This window comes from Asanoa iriomotensis, assembly GCF_016862515.1.
GTDB lineage: Bacteria > Actinomycetota > Actinomycetes > Mycobacteriales > Micromonosporaceae > Asanoa > Asanoa iriomotensis.
On record NZ_BONC01000003.1, the window covers coordinates 187,231 to 207,586 of the forward strand.

General features: G+C 72.0%; 21 protein-coding genes. 12 read left to right on the forward strand and 9 right to left on the reverse strand.

The genetic code is table 11. From position 1 onward, the window contains the following. Nucleotides 1-60 precede the first annotated feature (60 nt). Nucleotides 61-615: a hypothetical protein gene (locus Air01nite_RS04025; protein ID WP_203700406.1), complete on the reverse strand. Its 555-nt coding sequence runs from the start codon at nt 613-615 to the stop codon at nt 61-63. A gap of 91 nt (nt 616-706) precedes the next feature. On the opposite strand from Air01nite_RS04025, the gene Air01nite_RS04030 reads away from it, so the two are divergent. Beyond that, a complete protein-coding gene (locus Air01nite_RS04030; RefSeq protein ID WP_203700407.1) occupies nt 707-1,711 on the forward strand; it encodes a GlxA family transcriptional regulator in 1,005 nt (334 codons plus the stop codon). A 427-nt stretch (nt 1,712-2,138) separates the two neighbouring features. Here Air01nite_RS04030 and Air01nite_RS04035 read toward each other — a convergent pair whose 3' ends face one another. From Air01nite_RS04035 to Air01nite_RS04055, 5 genes are all read right to left on the reverse strand, one after another. After that, entirely contained in the window at nt 2,139-3,017 is an 879-nt protein-coding gene (locus Air01nite_RS04035) for an alpha/beta fold hydrolase (protein WP_239090474.1), read from the reverse strand. 207 nt (nt 3,018-3,224) lie between these two features. Further along, nucleotides 3,225-4,454, reverse strand: coding sequence for an MFS transporter (locus tag Air01nite_RS04040; RefSeq protein WP_203700408.1), 1,230 nt, complete (start codon nt 4,452-4,454; stop codon nt 3,225-3,227). Then, entirely contained in the window at nt 4,451-5,032 is a 582-nt protein-coding gene (locus tag Air01nite_RS04045) for an isochorismatase family protein (RefSeq protein WP_203700409.1), read from the reverse strand. Before Air01nite_RS04045 ends, Air01nite_RS04040 begins: the two co-directional genes overlap by 4 nt. Nucleotides 5,033-5,042: 10 nt before the next feature. After that, complete coding sequence (locus Air01nite_RS04050; protein WP_203700410.1) at nt 5,043-6,329, reverse strand: nicotinate phosphoribosyltransferase; 1,287 nt, start codon at nt 6,327-6,329, stop codon at nt 5,043-5,045. A gap of 25 nt (nt 6,330-6,354) precedes the next feature. Next, on the reverse strand, nt 6,355-9,018 hold the full coding sequence (locus Air01nite_RS04055) for a LuxR C-terminal-related transcriptional regulator (protein WP_203700411.1): 2,664 nt from the start codon (nt 9,016-9,018) through the stop codon (nt 6,355-6,357). 197 nt (nt 9,019-9,215) lie between these two features. Between Air01nite_RS04055 and Air01nite_RS04060 the strand changes: the two genes are divergently transcribed. The 6 genes from Air01nite_RS04060 to Air01nite_RS04085 all read left to right on the forward strand — a co-directional run bounded on the left by Air01nite_RS04060 (nt 9,216) and on the right by Air01nite_RS04085 (nt 13,566). Further along, complete coding sequence (locus Air01nite_RS04060) at nt 9,216-10,784, forward strand: hypothetical protein (protein WP_203700412.1); 1,569 nt, start codon at nt 9,216-9,218, stop codon at nt 10,782-10,784. A gap of 79 nt (nt 10,785-10,863) precedes the next feature. Further along, on the forward strand, nt 10,864-11,154 hold the full coding sequence (gene clpS, locus Air01nite_RS04065) for an ATP-dependent Clp protease adapter ClpS (protein ID WP_203700413.1): 291 nt from the start codon (nt 10,864-10,866) through the stop codon (nt 11,152-11,154). A 3-nt stretch (nt 11,155-11,157) separates the two neighbouring features. Further along, nucleotides 11,158-11,652, forward strand: a complete 495-nt coding sequence (locus Air01nite_RS04070; protein WP_203700414.1) for a DUF2017 domain-containing protein — start codon at nt 11,158-11,160, stop codon at nt 11,650-11,652. A gap of 56 nt (nt 11,653-11,708) precedes the next feature. Next, nucleotides 11,709-12,200 carry a M67 family metallopeptidase gene (locus Air01nite_RS04075; RefSeq protein ID WP_203700415.1) on the forward strand — a complete coding sequence of 164 codons (492 nt, stop codon included), beginning with the start codon at nt 11,709-11,711 and terminating at the stop codon, nt 12,198-12,200. A gap of 61 nt (nt 12,201-12,261) precedes the next feature. Further along, nucleotides 12,262-12,588 (forward strand): MoaD family protein, encoded by a 327-nt coding sequence (locus Air01nite_RS04080; RefSeq protein ID WP_203700416.1) that lies wholly within the window; start codon nt 12,262-12,264, stop codon nt 12,586-12,588. A gap of 12 nt (nt 12,589-12,600) precedes the next feature. After that, nucleotides 12,601-13,566, forward strand: coding sequence for a PLP-dependent cysteine synthase family protein (locus tag Air01nite_RS04085; protein WP_203700417.1), 966 nt, complete (start codon nt 12,601-12,603; stop codon nt 13,564-13,566). Here the strand turns inward: Air01nite_RS04085 and Air01nite_RS04090 are convergent. Together Air01nite_RS04090 and Air01nite_RS04095 are read right to left on the reverse strand one after the other, a co-directional pair. Further along, entirely contained in the window at nt 13,551-14,312 is a 762-nt protein-coding gene (locus Air01nite_RS04090) for an alpha/beta fold hydrolase (RefSeq protein ID WP_203700418.1), read from the reverse strand. The genes Air01nite_RS04085 and Air01nite_RS04090 overlap by 16 nt on opposite strands. A 111-nt stretch (nt 14,313-14,423) precedes the next feature. Continuing rightward, the gene (locus tag Air01nite_RS04095) at nt 14,424-15,197 is read right to left on the reverse strand and encodes a hypothetical protein (RefSeq protein ID WP_203700419.1); all 774 of its coding nucleotides are present in this window, start codon (nt 15,195-15,197) and stop codon (nt 14,424-14,426) included. A 286-nt stretch (nt 15,198-15,483) separates the two neighbouring features. Here Air01nite_RS04095 and Air01nite_RS04100 point away from each other — a divergent pair, with 286 nt between their 5' ends. From Air01nite_RS04100 to rdgB, 5 genes are all read left to right on the forward strand, one after another. Next, nucleotides 15,484-16,233: an MBL fold metallo-hydrolase gene (locus Air01nite_RS04100; RefSeq protein ID WP_203700420.1), complete on the forward strand. Its 750-nt coding sequence runs from the start codon at nt 15,484-15,486 to the stop codon at nt 16,231-16,233. A 74-nt stretch (nt 16,234-16,307) separates the two neighbouring features. Then, nucleotides 16,308-17,453: a glycosyltransferase family 4 protein gene (locus tag Air01nite_RS04105; protein WP_203700421.1), complete on the forward strand. Its 1,146-nt coding sequence runs from the start codon at nt 16,308-16,310 to the stop codon at nt 17,451-17,453. Continuing rightward, on the forward strand, nt 17,450-18,613 hold the full coding sequence (locus Air01nite_RS04110; RefSeq protein ID WP_239090475.1) for a glycosyltransferase: 1,164 nt from the start codon (nt 17,450-17,452) through the stop codon (nt 18,611-18,613). Before Air01nite_RS04105 ends, Air01nite_RS04110 begins: the two co-directional genes overlap by 4 nt. Nucleotides 18,614-18,623: 10 nt before the next feature. Continuing rightward, nucleotides 18,624-19,352, forward strand: a complete 729-nt coding sequence (gene rph, locus Air01nite_RS04115; RefSeq protein ID WP_203700422.1) for a ribonuclease PH — start codon at nt 18,624-18,626, stop codon at nt 19,350-19,352. Further along, the gene (rdgB, locus tag Air01nite_RS04120; RefSeq protein WP_203700423.1) at nt 19,349-19,963 is read left to right on the forward strand and encodes an RdgB/HAM1 family non-canonical purine NTP pyrophosphatase; all 615 of its coding nucleotides are present in this window, start codon (nt 19,349-19,351) and stop codon (nt 19,961-19,963) included. The genes rph and rdgB overlap by 4 nt, the downstream gene beginning before the upstream one ends. On the opposite strand, the gene Air01nite_RS04125 is transcribed toward rdgB, so the two are convergent. Then, complete coding sequence (locus Air01nite_RS04125; RefSeq protein ID WP_203700424.1) at nt 19,960-20,157, reverse strand: hypothetical protein; 198 nt, start codon at nt 20,155-20,157, stop codon at nt 19,960-19,962. The genes rdgB and Air01nite_RS04125 overlap by 4 nt on opposite strands. Nucleotides 20,158-20,356: the final 199 nt, after the last annotated feature.

The following is a 20,356-nucleotide window of genomic DNA, read 5'->3' on the forward strand; positions in this document are numbered from 1 at the left end:
CAGGTCCGGCGCGCCGCTTCTTTGTTTGGTCCCGGGCCTGCCGCGGGTCGGCGGAACAGCCTAGAAGATCAGCACGAGTGCGGCCACGCCGACGATGACGTCCAACACGGCGCACCACTCGGCGAACGAGCGCGGCACGACCCGGTTCAGCCGGTGGTGGTAGACGTCCCACGCGGCGTGGGCGAGCAACCCGAGCGAAATCAGGACGCCGCCGAGGACCAGGGACTCGCCCTCGATCGCCACCACTGCCAGCAAGGCGAACAGCACGGCCGCGATCGCCTGGACACCGAAGCCAGGAGCGCGACGCACGGTGCCGATCACGACGAAGACCGCGGAAGCCACCAGCAGCGCGTACGCCGGATTCAGCCCGAGAATCTTGAACGGCGCGATCGCCACGGAGCCGATCAGCACCGCGGGCCAGGTGATTCCGGGCCGGTTGACCGATGCCGGCACCAGGTAGCCCAGCGGCGACAGGACGAGCAGGAACGCCAGTCCGCGCACGTCGGCCAGGCCGAACAACGAAGCCGCGACGACCGGGATCGCGGCGAAGGTGGGCCAGCGGTGGGCGACCCACCGCAGCAGCGAGGGGTTCTCTTGGATCGTCGTGGGAGTCATGCCCCGACGGTGGCAGCGGCGGCGGCCCGCCCGGAACGGCCGGAGAAATACAGGTCCGAATCCCAGGGATCGGCGGCCTAAGGTCAGGGATATGGATCCGCGGCACATCGTCATGGTCGGGTACGACGGCGCCGAACTGCTCGACATCGCCTGCGTAACCTCGACGTTCGGCCTGGCCAACACGATCGGCCAGCTGAGCCCCGGCTACCGAGTATCGCTGGCAACCCTCGGCGGCCGCCCGATCCGCTGCGACAGCGGCCTGGTGGTGGAAGCGCAGCTCACCCTGGAACGCCTGACAGGCCCGCTGGACACGGTGATCGTCTCGGGCGGCTTCGGCCACGAGAGGGCGGCCGACAACGCACTGGTAGTCGCGCACGTCCGCCGGCTGGCCCGCGAGAGCCGCCGGATCGCGTCGGTATGCACGGGTGCGACGGTGCTCGCCGCGACCGGCCTGCTCGACGGCCGCCGCGCGACCACCCACTGGCGCTTCGCACCGCGGCTGGCCAGCCGCTACCACGACGTCCGCGTCGACTCGGCGCCCATCTTCATCCGCGAGGGCCGCGTAGCCACCGCCGCCGGCGTGACCAGCGCCCTGGACCTGACGCTCGCCTTCGTGGAGGAGGACCACGGCCCGGACCTGGCCCGCCAGGTCGCCCGGGACCTGGTCACATATCTGCAAAGACCGGGCAACCAGGCCCAGATGAGCGTGTACGTGGCGCCGCCCGCCCCCGACAACGACGTGGTCCGCCGCGCGGTCGACCACGTCCTCACCCACCTGGACGGCGACCTGTCCACGGCCCGCGTAGCGGACGCGGTCGGCGTGAGCCCCCGCCACCTGACCCGCTTGTTTCTACGCGAACTGGGCGACCCACCGGCCCGCTTCATCCGCTGCGCCCGAGTCGACGCGGCGGCCCGCCTGCTGGACTCGACCGACCTCCCGATGCCAGAGGTAGCCACCCGCTCAGGCTTCGGCTCGGCCGAAGCGCTACGCCAAGCTTTCGTGGCCCGTTTCCGCATGCCACCGGCCAAATACCGCGCGGTCTCCCGCCGCCCAGCGCCCGAGACCCCCGAACCCGAAAGGGCAATGTCAGGCTAGGGACCGACGAGGCTTCATGCTTCGGCCCGGCCGAGCCGCTGGGCTCGGCCGTCGTGGTGGGTTCCGCCTGCGATGGGGCAGGTTTCATGTGGTCTCCCCGCCGCGTGTCCTGGGCCCACTAACTGGATCGGCGATGCCGGGTTAGAAGCCGAAGCGGATCACAAGCTGGGTGGTCACGTCTTCGCCCTTCGGCTCGTGCGGGGTGTTGCCGCAGGCCTTCGCAGCTCGTGTCCGGATGCTGTGGAAGAAGCACGGTGCGGTTTCCGTTGCCTGGCCGCTGCGGGGTCCGCTGACCCAGGTCACCGAGAGGGCAACGTCTCTGGATGTGGTTCGCGGACGCAGCGCGGCACGCGCCGCATGCCACCGGCCGAAATCAGGCGGGGTCTTCCGGCGCGCAATCGGTGGGCACGAGCCCAGCTCTGTCGAGTTAGGACGCGACCTGGGTCACAAACTTGGCGACCACTTCCCGGAAACCCGCCGGGTCCTCGGCCCAGGGGATATGCCCGGCGCCAGCCAGAGTGACCCGCTTGACGTCGGGTAGCGACCGCTCCAACGAGTCGACCGCCCATCGCGGTCGGATGTCGTGTGCGCCATCCACGATGAGCGTGGGCGTGGTGAGCGCGCGGCAGAGCGCCGGCACGTCGTGATCCCGCAGGAAACGACGCGACTCGGCGTTGATGGCCCGTGCGCAGGTGTAGTTGATCCCGAGCCACGGCGTTCCGAGTCGTTCGGCGTGGCCGCGGGCCGTGACCGGGTCGACGAAGTCGGCCTGCCATTGGAGGATCGCGTGCTCGCGGTCCTCCTCGGGCGTCCGCTCACGCTCGTCCAGCTCGCGCCAACGCGCCGCGTCCGCTCCGATGCCGTGTGTGAGGTTGCGATGAAAGGCATCACGCCAGGTCAGATCCGGGTCGACTCCGGTGCCGGAAACGTAGATCAGGCTGCCAACCCGGGAGGGGTGCGCCAACGCGTACCGCAACGCGAGCATGGCGCCCCACGAGTGCCCCAGCAGATTGACCCGCTCGGCGCCGAAGTGCCGACGCACGGCGTCCACATCGCCGACGAACCGATCGACGGTGTACGGCCCGCGGCGCTCAGAACGCCCGCAACCCCGCTGATCCCAGCGAATGCTCCGAACGAAGCCGCCCAACAGCTCAGCGACCCCGTCGAAGTAATCCCAGAGCCCCGGCCCACCATGACAGAGCAGAAGCGGCGGCCCATCACCGGCGACCGCGGTCCACAACCGGCAACCATCGTCAGCGAGAACATGCGCGCCCATGATCGCAAGGTACGACGGCGCCTCTGGCACCAGCCAGACGCGGCCTGCTCCGCTCGGCAAGCGGTTGCGTGGCCGAGGGCAGGCTGTGACCGCTGACGACCCGGGCCGATGCGGCTTGGCCGTCGGTCGACGCCGGCGGATTGCGGCGCGAGGGTTGGCCTGTCCGCTTCGGCATGGCACGTGGCGGCAGGTCAGGCGCGGGTGGCGCGGGAGCGCGAAGCGGCCGCACCCAGGGCGCTAGTCCGTGGCGGCCAAGGAAGGCTCTGCCGCGCGCTGCGTGGGCGGGACCGACAACGGCGGTCGTCGGCGTGACAGGTAGACCGGCAGCACCGCGACAGCGACCAGCAACCCCGCGACCCCGGTCGCCACGAAGCCCCAGCGCGGCGATGACGCGTCGATGACCCAGCCGGCCAACGGGGCGCCCAGCGCCAGACCGACCGTGATGGCCGACCCGTGTAAGCCCATCGCCTCGCCGCGGACCGATGGCGGCGCCAGGTGGCTCACCGCGTCGGCGGCCGCCGCGAGGGCCGGGGCGCACAGCGCCCCGGCCGGGATCAGCGCCACCGCGAGCAGGAACCACTCCGCGCCGGCCAGGGCGACCAGCACGGTGCCCAGGGCCAGCACCGCGAGCAACACCAACGGCGACGGCACCCGCGACAGCGACCCGTAGACGAACCCGCCGATCAGCGAATAGACCCCCCACAACGCCAGCACCAGGCCCGTCCAACCGACCTGGTCCGACTCGCGCAGCACCGCGACCACCGTCACGTCCGTGCCGCCCAGGACCAGGGTCGTCGCTGCCGCGATGGCCAGGATCGCCAGCATCCGCGGCGTCAGCCACGAGCGGCGCGGTGGCACCGGGCCGTCGGCGGCGACCGACTCCGACTCCGCGCGGACCGGTGGGTTGAAGACGAACAGGGCCGTGCCCGACAGGACCACGCCGACGCCGACCGCCCACATGGTCGCCTGCGGTGAGACCGCGGTGGCCAGCAGCACCGCCAGGGCCGGGCCGACCATGAAGGACAGCTCGACCGACATCGAGTCCAGGGCGTACGCGGGCCGGCGCTGGTCGGGCGGCACCAGCGCCGCCAGCGACTGCCGGACCACCGAGAAGATCGGCAGCATCAGCACGCCGGCGAGCAGGGCCAAGCCCAGCAGCATCGGGTAGGGGAGCCAACCCGCCACCGACCAGAAGACGCCCTCGGCGACAGTGCAGACCGCCAGCACCGGGCGCAGGCCGCGGCGGTCGACCATGCGGCCCAGCAGCGGCGCGCCCACCGCGGCGCCGATCGTCGAGGCCGTGGCGACCAGGCCCGCCGCGAGGTAGCCGCGGTCGAGCTCCAGGACCACGTGCAGGGTCAGCGTCACGCCGGCGGCCACCGACGGGATGCGGGCCAGGATTGCGACGACGAGCAGCGTGCGGACGCCGGGCAGCCCGAGGACCGACCGGTAGGGCGTCAGCCTCACGCCGGCTTGACGATGGGCTCGCCGACGAGCGTGACGCCCGCCTCGCGTAGTCGCTCGACCGCCGCCGCCGTGGTGTCGGGTAGGACGCCCGCGGTCAGGTCGAGCAGCACCGTCGTGTGGAAGCCCTCGCGGGCCGCGTCGAGGCTCGTCGCCTGGACGCAGTGGTCCGTGGTGAGGCCGACCACGTCGACCGCGTCGACGTCGTGGTCGCGCAGCCAGGTCGCCAGGCCGACGCCGTCGGCGGTGTGGCCCTCGAAGCCGCTGTAGGCGGCCGCGTGCTGGCCCTTGTGGAAGACGGCCTCGATGCGGCCGGTCTCCAGGTTGGGGTGGAAGTCGGAGCCCGGCGTGCCGACCACCGTGTGCGCGGGCCAGGTGGTGACGAAGTTGGGGCTGTCGCTGAAATGCGCGCCCGGGTCGATGTGGAAATCCTTGGTGGCCACCACGTGGTCCCACCGGTCGGGCGACCCGGACAGCGCACGGGAGATCTCCGTTGCCACGCCGGCGCCGCCGGCCACGGCCAGCGAGCCACCCTCGCAGAAGTCGTTCTGCGTGTCGACGATGATCAGTGCGCGGGTCATGGGGTGAACACTAACGCGCGGGTACGACAGTAACGGGGATCGCCGGATCGCCCGCCGACAGCTTGAGGCCCTCCCACGGAATCGAGATCAATCCCTGCCGGAGGTGCTCCCGCGACTCGTCCAGCGACGGCAGAACAGCAGCCTCACCACCAACGAAGTACGGCCGCTGCAACAACCGGTCGCCCGTACGCGACTCGGGTGTGCCCTGCGACACCACGATCTCCTCGATCGCCGTGCCGGTCGGCTTGTGCCGCCGCACCGCCGTCTTCCGCCCGCCGATCGTCGCCTTGTGTTCCGACCGCTTGACCACCGACCGGCCGTCGACCTCGACCAGCTTGTAGACCAGGCCGGCGGTCGGCGCCCCCGACCCGGTGACGACCGAGGTGCCCGCGCCGTAGATGTCGACCGGCTCGGCGGCCAGCGCCGCGATCGAGAACTCGTCGAGGTCGCCCGACACGATGATCTTCGTCTCGGTGGCGCCCAGCGAGTCCAACAGCTCCCGCGAGTGCCCGGCCAGCACCGACAGGTCGCCCGAGTCGATCCGGATCGCGCGCAAGTCGGTGCCCGCCACCTTGATCGCGGTGCGGATGCCCTGCGCGATGTCATAGGTGTCGACGAGCAGCGTGGTGCTCTTGCCCAGTGCCGCGACCTGTGCGGCGAACGCGGCCGCCTCGTCGTCGTGCAGCAGTGTGAACGCGTGCGCCGCGGTGCCCGCGGTCGGGATCCCGTACCGCATGCCCGCCGCCAGGTTCGAGGTCGAGGAGAAGCCCGCGAGATAGGCCGCGCGCGTCGCGGCGACCGCCGCCTCCTCGTGCGCGCGCCGCGAGCCCATCTCGATCAGCCCGCGCCCGCGCGCCGCGGTGACCATCCGCGCGGCCGCCGCGGCGATCGCGCTGTCATGGTTCAGGACGGACAGAATCAGGGTCTCCAGGAGTACGCACTCCACGAACGTCCCGGAGACCGTGAGGATCGGGGATCCGGGAAAGAACAGCTCGCCCTCGGCGTAGCCCTCGATGTCGCCGGTGAACCGGTAACCGGCCAGCCATTCCGCGGTCTGGTCGTCGACCACTCCCCGCGACAGCAGGTGGGCGATCTCCTCCTCGTCGAACCGGAACGAGCGGATCAGGTCCACCAGCCGGCCCGGCCCGCCCACCACGCCGTAACGACGACCCGGCGGCAACCGCCGCGCGAACACCTCGAACACGGACTGCCGGTCGGCCGTGCCGTCCTTGAGCGCGGCACTGACCATGGTCAGCTCGTAGTGGTCAGTCAGCAGAGCGGGGTGGCCCTTGGTCATCCCACCAGACTAAGAGGAAGAGGCGTCAGCTGTCGGGAAGCATGCGCAACGCGGCGCTCAGCTCCGCGCGGCCGGCGACGCCGAGCTTCGCGTACACCCGTTGCAGGTGGTTTTCGACCGTGCGGGTCGACAGGAAGAGCTCCGCGGCGATGTGCCGGCTGGGCACCCCGTTGGCGGCCAGCTTGGCGACCTGCCGCTCCCGGTCGGTAAGCGCCGGCCGGGACAGGCCGAGCGCCGGCGTGCGCAGCATGTCGCATTTACTCAACAGGTCGTTCATCAGCGCCTTGGCGTTGCCCGCCGCCTCGGTCGCCCGGGTCTCCCGGAAGCGGCCCGCGGCCGCTGCGGCCGCCTCGGCGGCGTACACCCAGAGGCCCTTGACCTTGAACAGGTCGGCGGCGATCAGCAGGTCAGGGCCGGAGCGCTGGGCCGCCGCCGTGGCGTGCGCCGCCATGATGCCCGGCAGGTCGCCCTCGAGCGTCGGCGCCAGCGCGGCGAGGCGCTGGGCGACCGTCTGCGCCGGGTCGTGCTCCTCGGGCCAGCCGATCGGCTCGGCCGCCCGGCCCAGCCGGACCAGGTCGTGCAGGGCCAGCACCTCGTGGCCGGCGAAGCCGTCGCCGCGCAGCCGCCAGACCAGGCGGCGGAGCACCTCGACCGCGCCCGGCAGGTCGTCGGCGACCGCGAGGACCGCGGCCCGGGCCTGCTCGCGCCACGGGTAGACGATCGACATGATCGGCGACTGCGACTCGTCGGAGTCGGCCATCGCGTCGCGGGCCTCGTCGACCTCGCCGCGCAGCGCGTGCGCCTGTGCCCGCTCGGCGTGGGCCAGCCCCGCGTAGATCCGGCTGGTCGCCAGCGCCGCGCAGGCCTGCACGCTGGTGCGCAGCGCCTCGCCGGTCTGGCCGCGGAGCCGGGCCGCCTGCGCACGCAGCACCGAGAGATAGCCGGAGCCGAGCCGGAAGTCGCCGGCGTCGGCCAGGTCGGCGAACTCGTCGGCGACGATCGCGTCGATGCCGGTCAGGTCGCCGGCGATGGCCAGCCGGGTGCCCCGGGCCAGCTCCAGCGCGAGCTGAAGATAAGGCATGTCGGTGCGCCACAGTGGCGCGTCGGCCTGCACGCTGGCCACGGCCCGCTCGCTCGCCCGCGACTCGCCCTGTGCCGCCTGGAGGTGGGCGATCATGCACAGCGCCAGGCCGCGGGCGGAGACCGGGGCGGCCGGGCGGTCGAGGATCGAGCGGGCGATCCGCAGCGCCTCGGCGGACTCCAGCTTGTGCAGCCGCATGATCGCCTCGAACGAGCGGACCCGCGCCTGGTCGGCCGGGTCCGACAGCGCCTTGGCCTCGACGGCCAGCTCGTCGGGAGTCGCCTCGCGGCTGAGGCCCCAGTAGGAGACCAGGCCGCGGACGACCAGCCAGCGGGCCCGCAGCGACTGCGAGGTGGCCTGCTCGCCGACCGCGTCGAGCACGGCCAGCGCCTCGGAGGGCTGGTCGCTGAACATCATCATCGTGGACAGCAGCTCGGCGGCGCCGAACCCGCCGCCGGCGTCGAGCGCTGCCCGGGCCAGCCGGGTGGCCAGCGGCACGTCGAAGCCCGCGAACGCCTGCGCGCCGGCCATCAGCAGCTGCATCGGGTCCTGTGCGGTGCCCGAGTCGAGGCGCCACACCGCGACCCGGAGGAGGTCGTCGCGGCGCCGGGCGCCGACCGCCTCGACCAGGTCGGCGAGCTGGGCCTCGAGCCGCCGCTGGCGCACCACCGGGCACCGGCGGCGGACCACCTCGCCGTAGAGCGGGTGGGCGAGCCGCACGTTGGAGCGCCGGTCGCTGGTCACCACGCGGATGAGCTGGCGCTCCTCGGCGGTCTCGACGTCGACCGGGTTGGTCGCCTTGATCAGCAGGTCGATGCCGATCGGCTCGCCGAGCGAGGCCAGCTCCACGACCGTGCGTACGCCCGGCGTCAACTGCCCGATCCGGGCGTCGATCAGGTCGAACAGGCTGGGTGCCAGCTCGAGCCGGCCCGTCCACCGGTGGACGCCGAACTGCTTGGTGAACTCGCCTGCCTGCCGGGCCGCCATCACCAGCTCGCGCAGCAGCAGCGCGTTGCCCTCGGACAGCTTCCACAGCCGCTCGGCGCTGGCCTGGTCGACGTCGCCCTCCAGCATCTGCACCAGCAGCCGGCTCACGTCGTCGACCGACATCGGCTCGAGCTCGACCAGCTCCACGAAGTCGTCGGTCCACAGTGCCCGGATCGGGTGCGGGAACTGCTCGCCGCTGCGCAGCGTGCCGAGCACGGTGGCGCCCTCGTCGCGGGCCATGAGGTAGACCAGTGCCGAGGACGACGGGTCGAGCAGGTGCGCGTCGTCGATCGCGAGCACGATCGGCCGGCCGGCGGCCTGCTGGTTGAGCGCCTCGACGGCCCAGCGCAGCAGGCCGGCCGCGGTCAGGCCGGGCGGTTGGTCGGTGGGCAGCACCTGGGCGAGCCCACCGAACGGCAGGGAGGCGGTCGCGGCGTTGGCGGAGGCGGTCCAGACCGCCAGCCGCTCGGTCGGCAGCGCGGCGACGCCTTCACGCAGCAGGCGGCTCTTGCCGATGCCCGCACTGCCGCTAAATATGAGCCCTCTTCCGCTTCCGCCCGAGGCGGTCGAGATGAGACGGTTGAGTTCGGCGGCACGCCCGACAAATCTCCACGGACTCATCAGCGCAGCATATAGAGAGTAACGGCGATGGGTACTCCCCGTAACGGGTTGAAGTTGAGTATCTGGCCAACATGGCATGAGTACCCCGTCGCCTGTCATGTTAGGTGGCGGGTCGCATAGCGTTCCGGTGCCCGGCGGAATGCGGTCCGTGATCGCCGCGCGCAAGACCAGCAAAACAGCCAGGGAGGCGCAGGCTAATGGGTTCGAACACGCTCGATCGGCTGACCGGAGCGCAGATCATCTCCTTGCCGCAGCAGCGGCGGACGCCGACCCGGACGCGTGGTCCGATCCTCGAGCCCATCCCCGACGAGCCGCTGGCGGTCGTGGCGCTCGGTGCCCGCGGCAGTGGCCACAGTGACGTGATCTCCGCGCTGGTGGGCTCCGTCGGCCCGCTGCTCGACGTCCCGCCGGCCAGCTACCTCGTGGTCAACCACGGCCACGGCAAGGACGTCTGCTCCTACCTACCCGGTGCCCGCAAGGCGCACCCGTTTCGTTCGGCGTCCGCGCCGGTCGACGAGCCGGCCGCGGCACGCCCGCCCCGCCGGGTCGAGCTCAGCCTGCCCGACCCGCTGCTGCGCCACTTCACGCTGGTCGACGCGCCAGACACCGAGGTGCTCGGCGTGGCCGGCGGCCGGGTGCTGCACGACGCGGTCGGCCGCGGCGGCGCGGTGATGTACGTGCTCAGCGCGGGCCAGCTACCCGGCCGCTTCGAGCTCGACATCCTCGGCGAGATCGCACAGACCAACGCCGCCGTCTTCTTCGTCGTCACGCCGCGCTCCGACGGCACCTGGTTCGCGCCCGCCACCGCCCTGTCGACCGGGTCCACCGCCGACGTCGACCTCCTGCACCTGAGCGAGATCGCGCCCGGCCTCGGCGACGACGACCCGGCCGCGGGCGCGGTCGAGGCACAGCGGCTGGCCATCGCCACCGCCATCCCGGCCCTAGCCGATTCGCCCTGGTTCGCCGTCGACCCCGCCGCCGGCGACACCGCCTACCTGCGGCGCGCGCTGATCGACTGGGCGTCGGCCGAGGGCATGCAGCGGGCCAGCCACAACCCGCCCGTGCCGCCCAACGCGATGCGCACGGTCCGGGTCGCCGAAGGCGTCCACGAGTCCAACTGGGCCGAACGACTAGAGACGGCCGCGCGCGCCGAGACGCACCTCGTCCGGCAGCGCCTGGCCATCGAACTCGCCAACATCCACCTGCGCTGCGTCCAGGAGATCGTCTTCGGCACCGGCCCCAGCGGCCTGCCCGAGACCCTCGACCGCGAGATGCACGCGCTGTCCCTCCGGGCGGTCGCCGAGTGCGACGAGGTCGTCGACCGCCTCCTGACCTCCGCCGCCACCCAGGTGCTGGGCGCCCCACCGGATGAGGGTGTCCGGCGCCGGGTGGCGGCGGGCGTACGCCGCGCGCTGGCCGACGACCGCGCCGCCCGCGATCTCGACAAGGTCCTGCTGATCACCAGCACCGCCGGGGTGGCCACGGTCGCCGGCGGCGGCGCGGTGGCCGGGCTGGGCGCCTACCCGGTCGAGCCGGGCCGCACGATCCTGCCGTCGGTCGGCGTCGGGCTCGCCGGCGGCTGCTACGGCCAGTGGCGCGCGGCCGGCCCCGCCGACACCAACCGGGCCCGCTCGTGGGCACAACGGTCGATCCGCAGCGTCGAGCTGGAGCTGCTCCGGGAGGTCTCCCGGCGGCTCGAAGCCACCCACCGGGCACTCGCCGGCGTGCTGGCCGAAGCCGTCGATCACGGCATCCTGCTGGCCTGACCAGCGCACACAACAGATGAGAGTTAGTGAGACGCATGTGGCGGTCGTCGGTGCGTCGAATTGCTCGTACGATGGCGGGGTGGCAGCCCCGCAGACGACCCCCGTGCAGGTGCCGGACGTCGAGACGGTGCCGGCGACCGACCGTCCCTGGATCACGATCGTCCACGACGACCCGGTCAACCTGATGACCTATGTGACGTGGGTTTTCCAGAAGCAGTTCGGCTACAGCCACGACAAGGCCCAGTCCCTGATGCTCGATGTGCACAACAAAGGCCGCGCCGCCGTCTCCTCCGGCGCCCGCGAGCGGATGGAATACGACGCTTCGTGTCTCCACGGCTACGGCCTCTGGGCGACGGTCGAGCAACCCTGAACCATGTTCCGGCGTTATGGCGAGCACTGCATCGCGACCTTCGCACCCGACGAGGTCCGGGTGCTGCGGAAGGTCGCGACAGAGGTGGTCGGGCTGCTGACCGACGGCTTCGACCACGGTGACCCAGTGGTCGACCGGCTGTTCCCCGACATCTATCCCACCAACGCGGAGGACTCGGCCGAGTTCCGCCGGTTCACTGAGGGCGACCTCAAGACCGGCAAGATTGACGCCGCCGGCGCCATCCTGGCCGCCCTGCCCAGCGCCGCGGGCGGCGAGGTCAAGCTCGACGAGGAGGCCGCCGAGGCCTGGCTGCGAGCGCTCAACGACGCCCGGCTGGCGATGGGCGTGCGGCTCGACATCAGCTCCGACACCGACCTGGGCGAGGAACTCGACGACGCGGTGCTGAGCGACCCCTCGTCGTCGCGGGTCTTCCAACTCTCGGTCTACGCCTACCTCGGCTACCTCCAGGAATCATTGCTCACCGCGCTCACTGAGTAACAGTGGTGACCGCTGCCACGTCCCGGGGCGGACCGCTCAGACGGTAGGCTTGGACCGTGCTGAGCATCGACCGGTCGATCATCGACGCGATCATCGCCCACGCACGCCGCGATCATCCCGACGAGGCGTGCGGCGTGGTCGCGGGCCCGGTCGGCAGCGACACCCCGGTGCGCCACATCCCGATGGACAACGCGGCCCGGTCGATGACCTTCTACGAGTTCGACTCGATGGAGCAGTTGCGCGTCTGGCGCGAGATGGACGACCGTGACGAAGAGCCGTTGGTCATCTACCACTCGCACACCGCGACCGAGGCCTACCCGTCACGCACCGACACCGATCTCGCCGGCGTGCCCGAGGCGCACTACATGCTGGTCTCGACCCGCGAGCCGGACACCGAGGAGATCAGGTCATACCGCATCGTGGACGGCGTCGTAACCGAAGAGCCGGTTCAGATCGTTGACCCCACCGTGGACCCGCACGCCGTTCAGTCATACATGTTCGGGCAGAGCCCGACGACGGTCGACTACGAGTGTTCGCCAGGCCGCTGACCCACGCGCCCGCCCGACCACCGTCCCCATCAGACTGTCGTTCTTCACAGGAGCAATGATCATGGCTATCGAGGTTCGCATCCCCACCATCCTGCGCACGTACACCGGCGGCGCGAAGACCGTCGAGGGTTCCGGCGACACGCTCGCCGCGCTGCTGTCCGACCTCGACTCGCGGCACGCGGGTCTGCGCGGCCGGCTGATCACCGAGCAGGGCGGGCTGCACCGGTTCGTCAACATCTACGTCAACGACGAGGACGTCCGCTTCCTCGGCTCGCTCGACGCCAAGCTCAACGACGGCGACAACGTGACGATCCTGCCCGCAGTCGCCGGCGGCGCCTTCGGTTTTGCCGCCGCGGCCGCCCTGCTGGGTCGCAACACGGCGCGCTGAGGGGGCACCGCCATGTCGCGGTACGAGAGCCTGCTCGAAGCGGCGGGTGACACCCCGCTGGTCGGTCTGCCCCGGCTGTCGCCGGCAGTGCCCGAGGGCGCACCGCCGGTCCGGCTGTGGGCCAAGCTCGAAGATCGCAACCCGACCGGGAGCATCAAGGACCGGGCGGCGCTGTTCATGGTCCGCGAGGCCGAACGCGCCGGCCGGCTCCGCCCGGGCGACACGATCCTGGAGCCGACCAGCGGCAACACCGGCATCTCCCTGGCCATGGTGGCCAAGCTGCGCGGCTACCGGCTGGTCTGCGTGATGCCCGAGAACGTCTCCACCGAGCGCACCCAACTGCTCCGGATGTACGGCGCTGAGATCATCTTCTCGCCGGCCGCCGGTGGGTCCAACCAGGCCGTGGCGACGGCGAAACAGATCGCCGCCGACCACCCGGACTGGGTGATGCTGTATCAATACGGCAACCCGGACAACGCGCGCGCCCACTACGAGACCACCGGCCCCGAACTGCTGCGTGACCTGCCGACGATCACCCACTTCGTCGCGGGCCTCGGCACCACGGGCACGCTCATGGGCACGGGCCGCTACCTGCGCGAGAAGGTGCCGGGCATCGAGATCATCGCCGCCGAGCCACGTTACGGCGAGCTGGTCTACGGCCTGCGCAACATCGACGAGGGCTACGTGCCGGAGCTCTACGACGCGTCGGTGCTGACCCGGCGCTTCTCCGTGGGCACCAGGGACGCGGTGCTGCGGACCCGACAGCTCGTCGAGGTCGAGGGCATCTTCGCCGGTTTCTCCAGCGGCGCGATCCTGCACGCCGCCCTGGCCGTCGCCCACCAGGCGGTCAAGGACGGCATCCGGGCCGACGTCGCGTTCGTGGTCGCCGACGGCGGCTGGAAATACCTGTCGACCGGCGCCTACGGCGGCACCCTCGCGGAGGCCGAAGACGCCCTCGACGGTCAGCTCTGGGCGTAGAACTCCCGCAACGCCTTCGTCAACGCACCTTCCTCGACACCGTGCCAACTGCCGGGCAGGCTCGAGTGACGACCGTGTGGCAGCGCCTCCACGATCGTCACCGCCCAGCCCGGCAGCGGGCCGGTGGTGCCCTCGCTGTCGATGACCAGCGTGGGCTGGCGTACGCGGGAGATCAGGTCCAATGAGGTGTCGTCGCTGATCACGCAGTCGTAGACCAACGTCGGCGCGACCGCGATCAGCCCCGGGTCCGGCGTCGCATATTCCTCCGGCACGCCGATGGCGGCCAGGAAGTGCGCGGCCGCCTCCTCGTGCTGGCCAGCGCCGACGAGCGCCCGCAGCTCCCGCGTCAGCGACGACTCACCGGCGGACGGCTCGCCGAGCGGCGGCTCGAGCAGCGCCATCCGGTCGATCGGCACACCGGCCGCCGCCGCGTGCAGCGCGACGAGCCCGCCCGACGAGAACGCGTAGACGTGCGCCCGTCCGCCCGCGGCGGCGATCACCGCGGCCAGGTCGTCGACCTCCCGCTCGACCGCGTAGGGCGCGGTGTCGCCGCTCTCGCCCCGGCCGCGCCGGTCGTAGGTGAACACGGTGAAACCGTCGGCGAGCGCCGCCGCGAGCGGCCGCATCGGGCCGCGCTCGCGGTAGCCGCCCGCCGCGTCCACACACACCACCGCGGGCCCGTCACCGACCCGCTCGAACGCGATCATCGTGCCGTCGGCGGAACGCGCCGTCTCCGTCACAGTCACCCTCCGATCAGAGACACATAACTTTGCCCGGGTCCGCGGTGGCTGTAAACCGTCGCTCCCGCCGGACACCGCTCCGCTTCGCTGCGCTGCCAGGTCCGCGGGTGGCCACGGTCAAAGCGCGATGATCGTCAGCGCGATCGTCACTGCCAGGGGCAGGGTGGCGAAGGCGAGCAGGAGCCAGGGCAGGTAGCGGCGCTGGATCGTGACGAACGCGCCCACGGTCAGCAGCACCCCGATCACGCCCACGCCGATCAGCGCCGGCTTGTACCAGCCTGGTGCGCTGCCGCCGATGATCGCCGCGAGCCCGCGGATGCCGACACCGACGCCGGCCAGCGCCAACGCCGTGCCCCAGGCGCAGATCCCGAGCATGTGGCTGTTGTCGGGCGTCGGGTGCGCGTCCGAGTGCAGGTCGCCCATGCGGAACATGCCGGTCTGTGCCGACGCCGCGTGCCGGGCCTTGTTGACGCTCAGCCGGGTCGGCAGCCGCTCGACGCTGACCGCACCAGCGTCGCCGTGCGCCGGAGCGCCGCCGTCAGCATCCTCCGCCTTCGGCGGCGCGGCCGGGGAGCGGACGCCACCGTGGAGCGTGTCGTCGCCGGTCGCGACTCCGCTGAGCGCACCGTCGCCGCTCGCCGCGGCCACTGTCTCCGGCCCGGCGACCGTGTCGAGCCCGGTGATCGTGGGCACCACCGTCTGGCTGGGCGCCGGGTTGGCCCCGCTCGGCGGCACGATCGGCAGGGACTCGAGGCCGTCGCCGGCCGCCGGCCCCGCGATCACGCCGGTGGCCGCGGTGGCGTCCCCACCCTTGGCGTGCCGGGGTGACGACGACTCCGCCTGACTGCTGTCTGATTTGTCCGCCGCTGGGATATCTGCCTGGCTCGACACACGTCACCGTCCCGTGCCTGAATCGGCCCGCCGCCTCCCGGCGGGCCCGCCACGGGTTCAACGTCAGAATGTGACTACGCGTAACGGCATGATCTCCAACCGCGATCATCCGGAATTGCCGGAAGGTATCCGACGCTGCGGTGTCACCTTCGCGACAAGTTCGATCAGTTCTTTCATGAGCTTCCGGGCCACGGCGTAGGCTGCGCAGCGTGACAATCTCGTCGACCACGATCTTGTGCCTCCGAACGGTCGGCGGGCCTGTCAACCACATGCCGGGAACGTCCGGATGCGTCTGACGATCCTCGGCTGTGCCGGCAGTTTTCCCGGCCCCGAGTCGGCCTGCTCCGCGTACCTGATCGAAGCGGACGATTTCCGTCTTCTCGTCGACTTCGGCACCGGATCGCTCTCCGCGCTCCAGCGCTACGCGAGCCTGCACGGCATCAACGCGATCCTGATCACCCACCTGCACTGCGACCACGTCTCGGACGCGTGCGACTACATCGTGGTGCGGCGCTACGCGCCCGAGGGTGCCTACCCGCCGATCCCGGTCTACGCGCCCGCGGGCGCGCCGGCCCGGATCGCCGCCGGCTACAACAACGAGGTCGACGACACGCTCGACGACGTCTACACCTTCTACGGCCTCCAGCCGGGCTCGTTCCCTATCGGGCCGTTCCAGGTCGTCGTCGACCGGGTCAACCATCCGGTGGAGACCTACGGCGTGCGGATCGAGCACCAGGGCCGGGCGCTCGCCTACTCGTCCGACACCGCGCCCTGCGACGCGCTGCTGCGCCTGGCGCACGGGGCCGACGTGTTCCTGTGCGAGGCGAGCTACCTCGACGGTGCCGACAACCCGCCCGACATCCACCTGACCGGCGGTGAGGCCGGCGAGGTCGCCACCAAGGCCGGCGTCGGCCGGCTGCTGCTGACCCATCTGGTCACGGCGTGGGGCAGCGAGGCGCTCACGTTCGAGGCGGCGTCGGCGACGTACGCGGGCCCGGTCGAGATCGTCCGGCCCGGCGCCCGCTACGAGATCTGACCCTTCAGGCACTGTTTGCCGGATCGACAACCGGCCTTCGTCCCCCGCACCGGACCGGCGCACACGGTGTGCCCATGCGTATCGCGCTCATCACGGAGTCCTTCCCGCCGGACGTCAACGGCGTAGCGAACTCCGTCGTCCGCGTCGCCGAGCACCTGGTCGCCCGAGGCCACCAGCCGATGGTGATCGCGCCCGCGCCGTCGTCGTCCGCCCGGGGCGTGACCGGCCCCCGGTCGTACCCGGTGGTCCGCATCCCGAGCGTCCCCCTGCCCCGCTACCGGGGCTTCCGGTTCGGCATGCCCAGCGCCCGGCTCACCGACGCGCTCATCGCCCACGCCCCGGACGTCGTGCACCTCGCGAGTCCGTTCTTCCTCGGCGCGCGTGGCGTGGCGCTGGCCAACCAGCGCAACCTGCCGACGGTCGCGGTCTACCAGACCGACATCGCGGCGTTCCTGCGCAACTACCGGCTGGGCTGGGGTGAGGACATCACCTGGCACTGGATCCGCACGATCCACAACGGCGCCGACCGTACGCTCGCGCCGTCCTCGACGTCGGTGACGGACCTGGCCGAGCAGGGCATCCGTCGGGTGCACCGCTGGGGTCGCGGCGTCGACACCGTGCGCTTCCACCCGAGCAAGCGCAGCGCCGCGGTCCGCCGGGCGCTCGCGCCCAACGGCGAGGTGCTCATCGGGTACGTCGGCCGCCTGGCCGCCGAGAAGCGGCTGGACCTGCTGGCCACCGCGGGCCGGCTGCCCGGCGTGCGGCTGGTCGTGGTCGGCGACGGCCCGGGCCGCAAGGACGCCGAGAAGGCGCTGCCGGGTGCCGCGTTCGTCGGCCAGCGGGCCGGCGATCAGCTCGCCCGGATCTACGCGAGCCTGGACGTGTTCGTGCACGCCGGGCCGCACGAGACGTTCTGCCAGAGCGTGCAGGAGGCGATGGCCAGCGGCGTGGCCGTGGTCGCGCCGGCCGCCGGCGGCCCGGTCGACCTGGTCCGGCCCGGCCTGACGGGGACGCTGGTGCCACCGGGCGATGGCGCCGCGATCGCGGACGCGGTGGCCGCGCTGGCGGGCGATTCGGAACTGCGCGCGCGGTACGGCCTCGCGGCGCGGGACGCGGTCGCCGGGCGCACCTGGGCGGCGATCGGCGACGAGCTGATCGGGCACTACACGGAAGTGCTCGCCGCAAGGGCTTCCCGGCCGCGCCTGGCCGTCGCCGCATGAGTTCCGGCGCGGCCGGGCTGCGCATCGTGCGGCTCGCCAATTTCATCATGCCCAGGTCCGGTGGCCTCCGGACGGCGCTGCGGAGCCTCGGCGCGGGGTATCTCGCCAACGGGCACCATCCGATCCTGGTGATGCCGGGGGAGCGGTACGCCGACGAGGAGACCGACCAGGGTCGCGTGATCACGCTGCCGGGGCCGATGGTGCCGCTGACCGGCGGCTACCGGGTGCTGGTCGGCCGCCGGCCGCTGGCCCGGTTGCTGGACAGTCTCGCGCCGGACCGGCTCGAGGTCTCCGACCGCAGCACGCTGCGCTGGACCGGCCGGTGGGCCCGGGACGCCGGGGTGCGCAGCGTGATGGTCTCCCACGAGAGCCTGGCGGGGCTGCTGCGGATCTCCGGGCTGCCGGGTGCGGCGGGACGGCGGGCCGCGGACGCGCTCAACGCCCGCAGTGCGGACGCGTACGACACGATCGTCTGCACCACCGGCTGGGCCGCGGAGGAGTTCGTCCGGATCGGCGTGCCGGTCCTGCGGGCGCCGCTCGGCGTGGACCTGTCCACGTTCCACCCGCGCCGGCACGATCTCACGGTGCGCGCCCAATATGCCCCCGACGGCGAGGTGCTGCTGGTGACCTGCACCCGGCTCTCGCCGGAGAAGAAGCCCGAGTTGGCCGTCGACGCGCTCGCGGCCCTGGTCCGCACGGGCGTGCCGGCCCGGCTCGTGGTGCTCGGCGACGGCCCGCGCCGGCCGGCGCTCGAGGAGCGGGCGGCGGGTCTGCCCGTCACGTTCGCCGGCTTCCTGCCCGACCAGACCGCCGTGGCGGCGCTGCTGGCCAGCGCGGACGTGGTGATCGCGCCGGGACCGGTGGAGACGTTCGGGCTCGCGGCGCTGGAGGCGCTGGCCTGCGGCACGCCGGTGGTGGTCAACGCGGCCAGCGCGCTGCCCGAGGTGATCGGCCCGGCCGGCGCCGCCGCGCCCGGCAACGGTCCCGAACTGGCCGCCGCGGTGGCCGGCCTGCTCGCGGTCGACGAGGGTTTCCGCCGCTCACGGGCCAGGTCGCGGGCCGAGGAGTTCAGCTGGCCGGTGGCGACGGCGGGGTTCCTCGGTGCACACGCGGGGGCGGTGACAGCGGGGCGCGCGCGGGCCGACGTGGAGGCCGCCTAGGCTGGCCCCCATGGCTCGACCAGACGGGCGGCGACCCGACCAACTGCGACCGGTGACGATCACTCGACAGTGGAGCATGCACCCTGAGGGTTCGGTGCTGGTCGAGTTCGGTGACACCCGGGTGTTGTGCACGGCGAGCGTGACCGAGGGGGTGCCGCGCTGGCGCAAGGGCACGGGCCTCGGCTGGGTCACCGCTGAGTACGCGATGCTGCCACGGGCGACCACGACGCGCTCCGACCGGGAGAGTGTCAAGGGCCGGGTCGGCGGGCGTACGCAGGAGATCTCGCGGTTGATCGGTCGCTCGTTGCGGGCCTGTGTCGACCTGAAGTCGCTGGGTGAGAACTCGGTCGTCCTCGACTGCGACGTGCTCCAGGCCGACGGCGGCACCCGCACGGCGGCGATCACCGGCGCTTATGTGGCGCTGCACGACGCGGTGACCTGGATGGCCGGCCGGAAGATCCTCGCGGGCAAGATCGAGGAAGCGGTGCCGCGCTCGGTCTCGGCGGTGAGCGTCGGCGTGATCGACGGCGAGCCCCGGCTGGACCTGATGTACCTGGAGGACGGCGCCGCCGACGTCGACATGAACGTGGTCTGCACCGACGAGGGCGACTTCGTCGAGGTGCAGGGCACGGGCGAGGCCGCGGTCTTCAACCGGGCGGAGCTGGACGCCCTGCTGGACCTCGCGGTGGCGGGTTGCGCGACGCTGGCCGACGCCCAGCGGAAGGCGCTCGCGTCATGAGCCGTCGGATGCTGCTGGCGACGAACAACGCGAAGAAGCTTGTGGAGCTCCAGCGGATCCTCGATGCGGCTCTGGGTGGCGGTGCGATCGAGTTGGTGAGCCTCAAGGACGTGGAGTCCTATCCGGAGGTGCCGGAGACGGGGCTGACGTTCGCGGAGAACGCGCTGCTCAAGGCCCGCGAGGGGGCTAGCCGCACGGGCCTGCCGACGATCGCCGACGATTCGGGCATCGCGGTGGACGCCCTCAACGGCATGCCGGGCGTGCTGAGCGCGCGGTGGGCGGGCAAGCACGGTGACGACACCGCCAACAACGACCTGCTGCTGGCCCAGGTCAGCGACTTCGCCGACGAGCACCGCAGTGCGGCCTTCGTCTGCGCGGCCGCGCTGGTGACGCCGGGGGGCCGCGAGCATCTGGTCGAGGGGCGGCAGCAGGGGCATCTGCTGCGTTCGCCGCGCGGCAGCGGGGGCTTCGGTTACGACCCGCTCTTCGTCGGCGAGGGGCAGGAGAAGACGAACGCCGAGCTGAGCCCCGCGGAGAAAGACGCGATCAGCCACCGCGGCAAGGCACTGCGCGCCCTGGCGAAGGTCATCGCCAAGGAGAACATCCGCTAGGACGACGTCTCGTGGCGGGGGACCTCGCGGCCGTCGCCGGCGGCGAGATAGAGGCTGACCTCGTCGCCGACAGTCGCGCCGCCAAGCGCGGGCCCGGTGCCGGCGAACATCACGGCGACGCGGTCGCTGGCGCCGCCCGGGTCAGCGCACCACGCGCGGGGCCGCCAAGTGCGGGCCTGGTGCTGGTGAATCACGGCGACGCGGTCGCTGGCGCCGCCCGGATCAGCGCACGACGCGCGGTCACGGTGGCGCCCAGGAGCGCGATGAGCCAGATCGGCGCGGTGCCGATCGCACGCTTGGCTTTCATACATCCATGATGATGTGTCTCCGTTGCCGGTGGGGTTCTTGGGGTGAGGGTGACCGGCGGCGGAGATGGCAGCGCAGCGGTGGCTG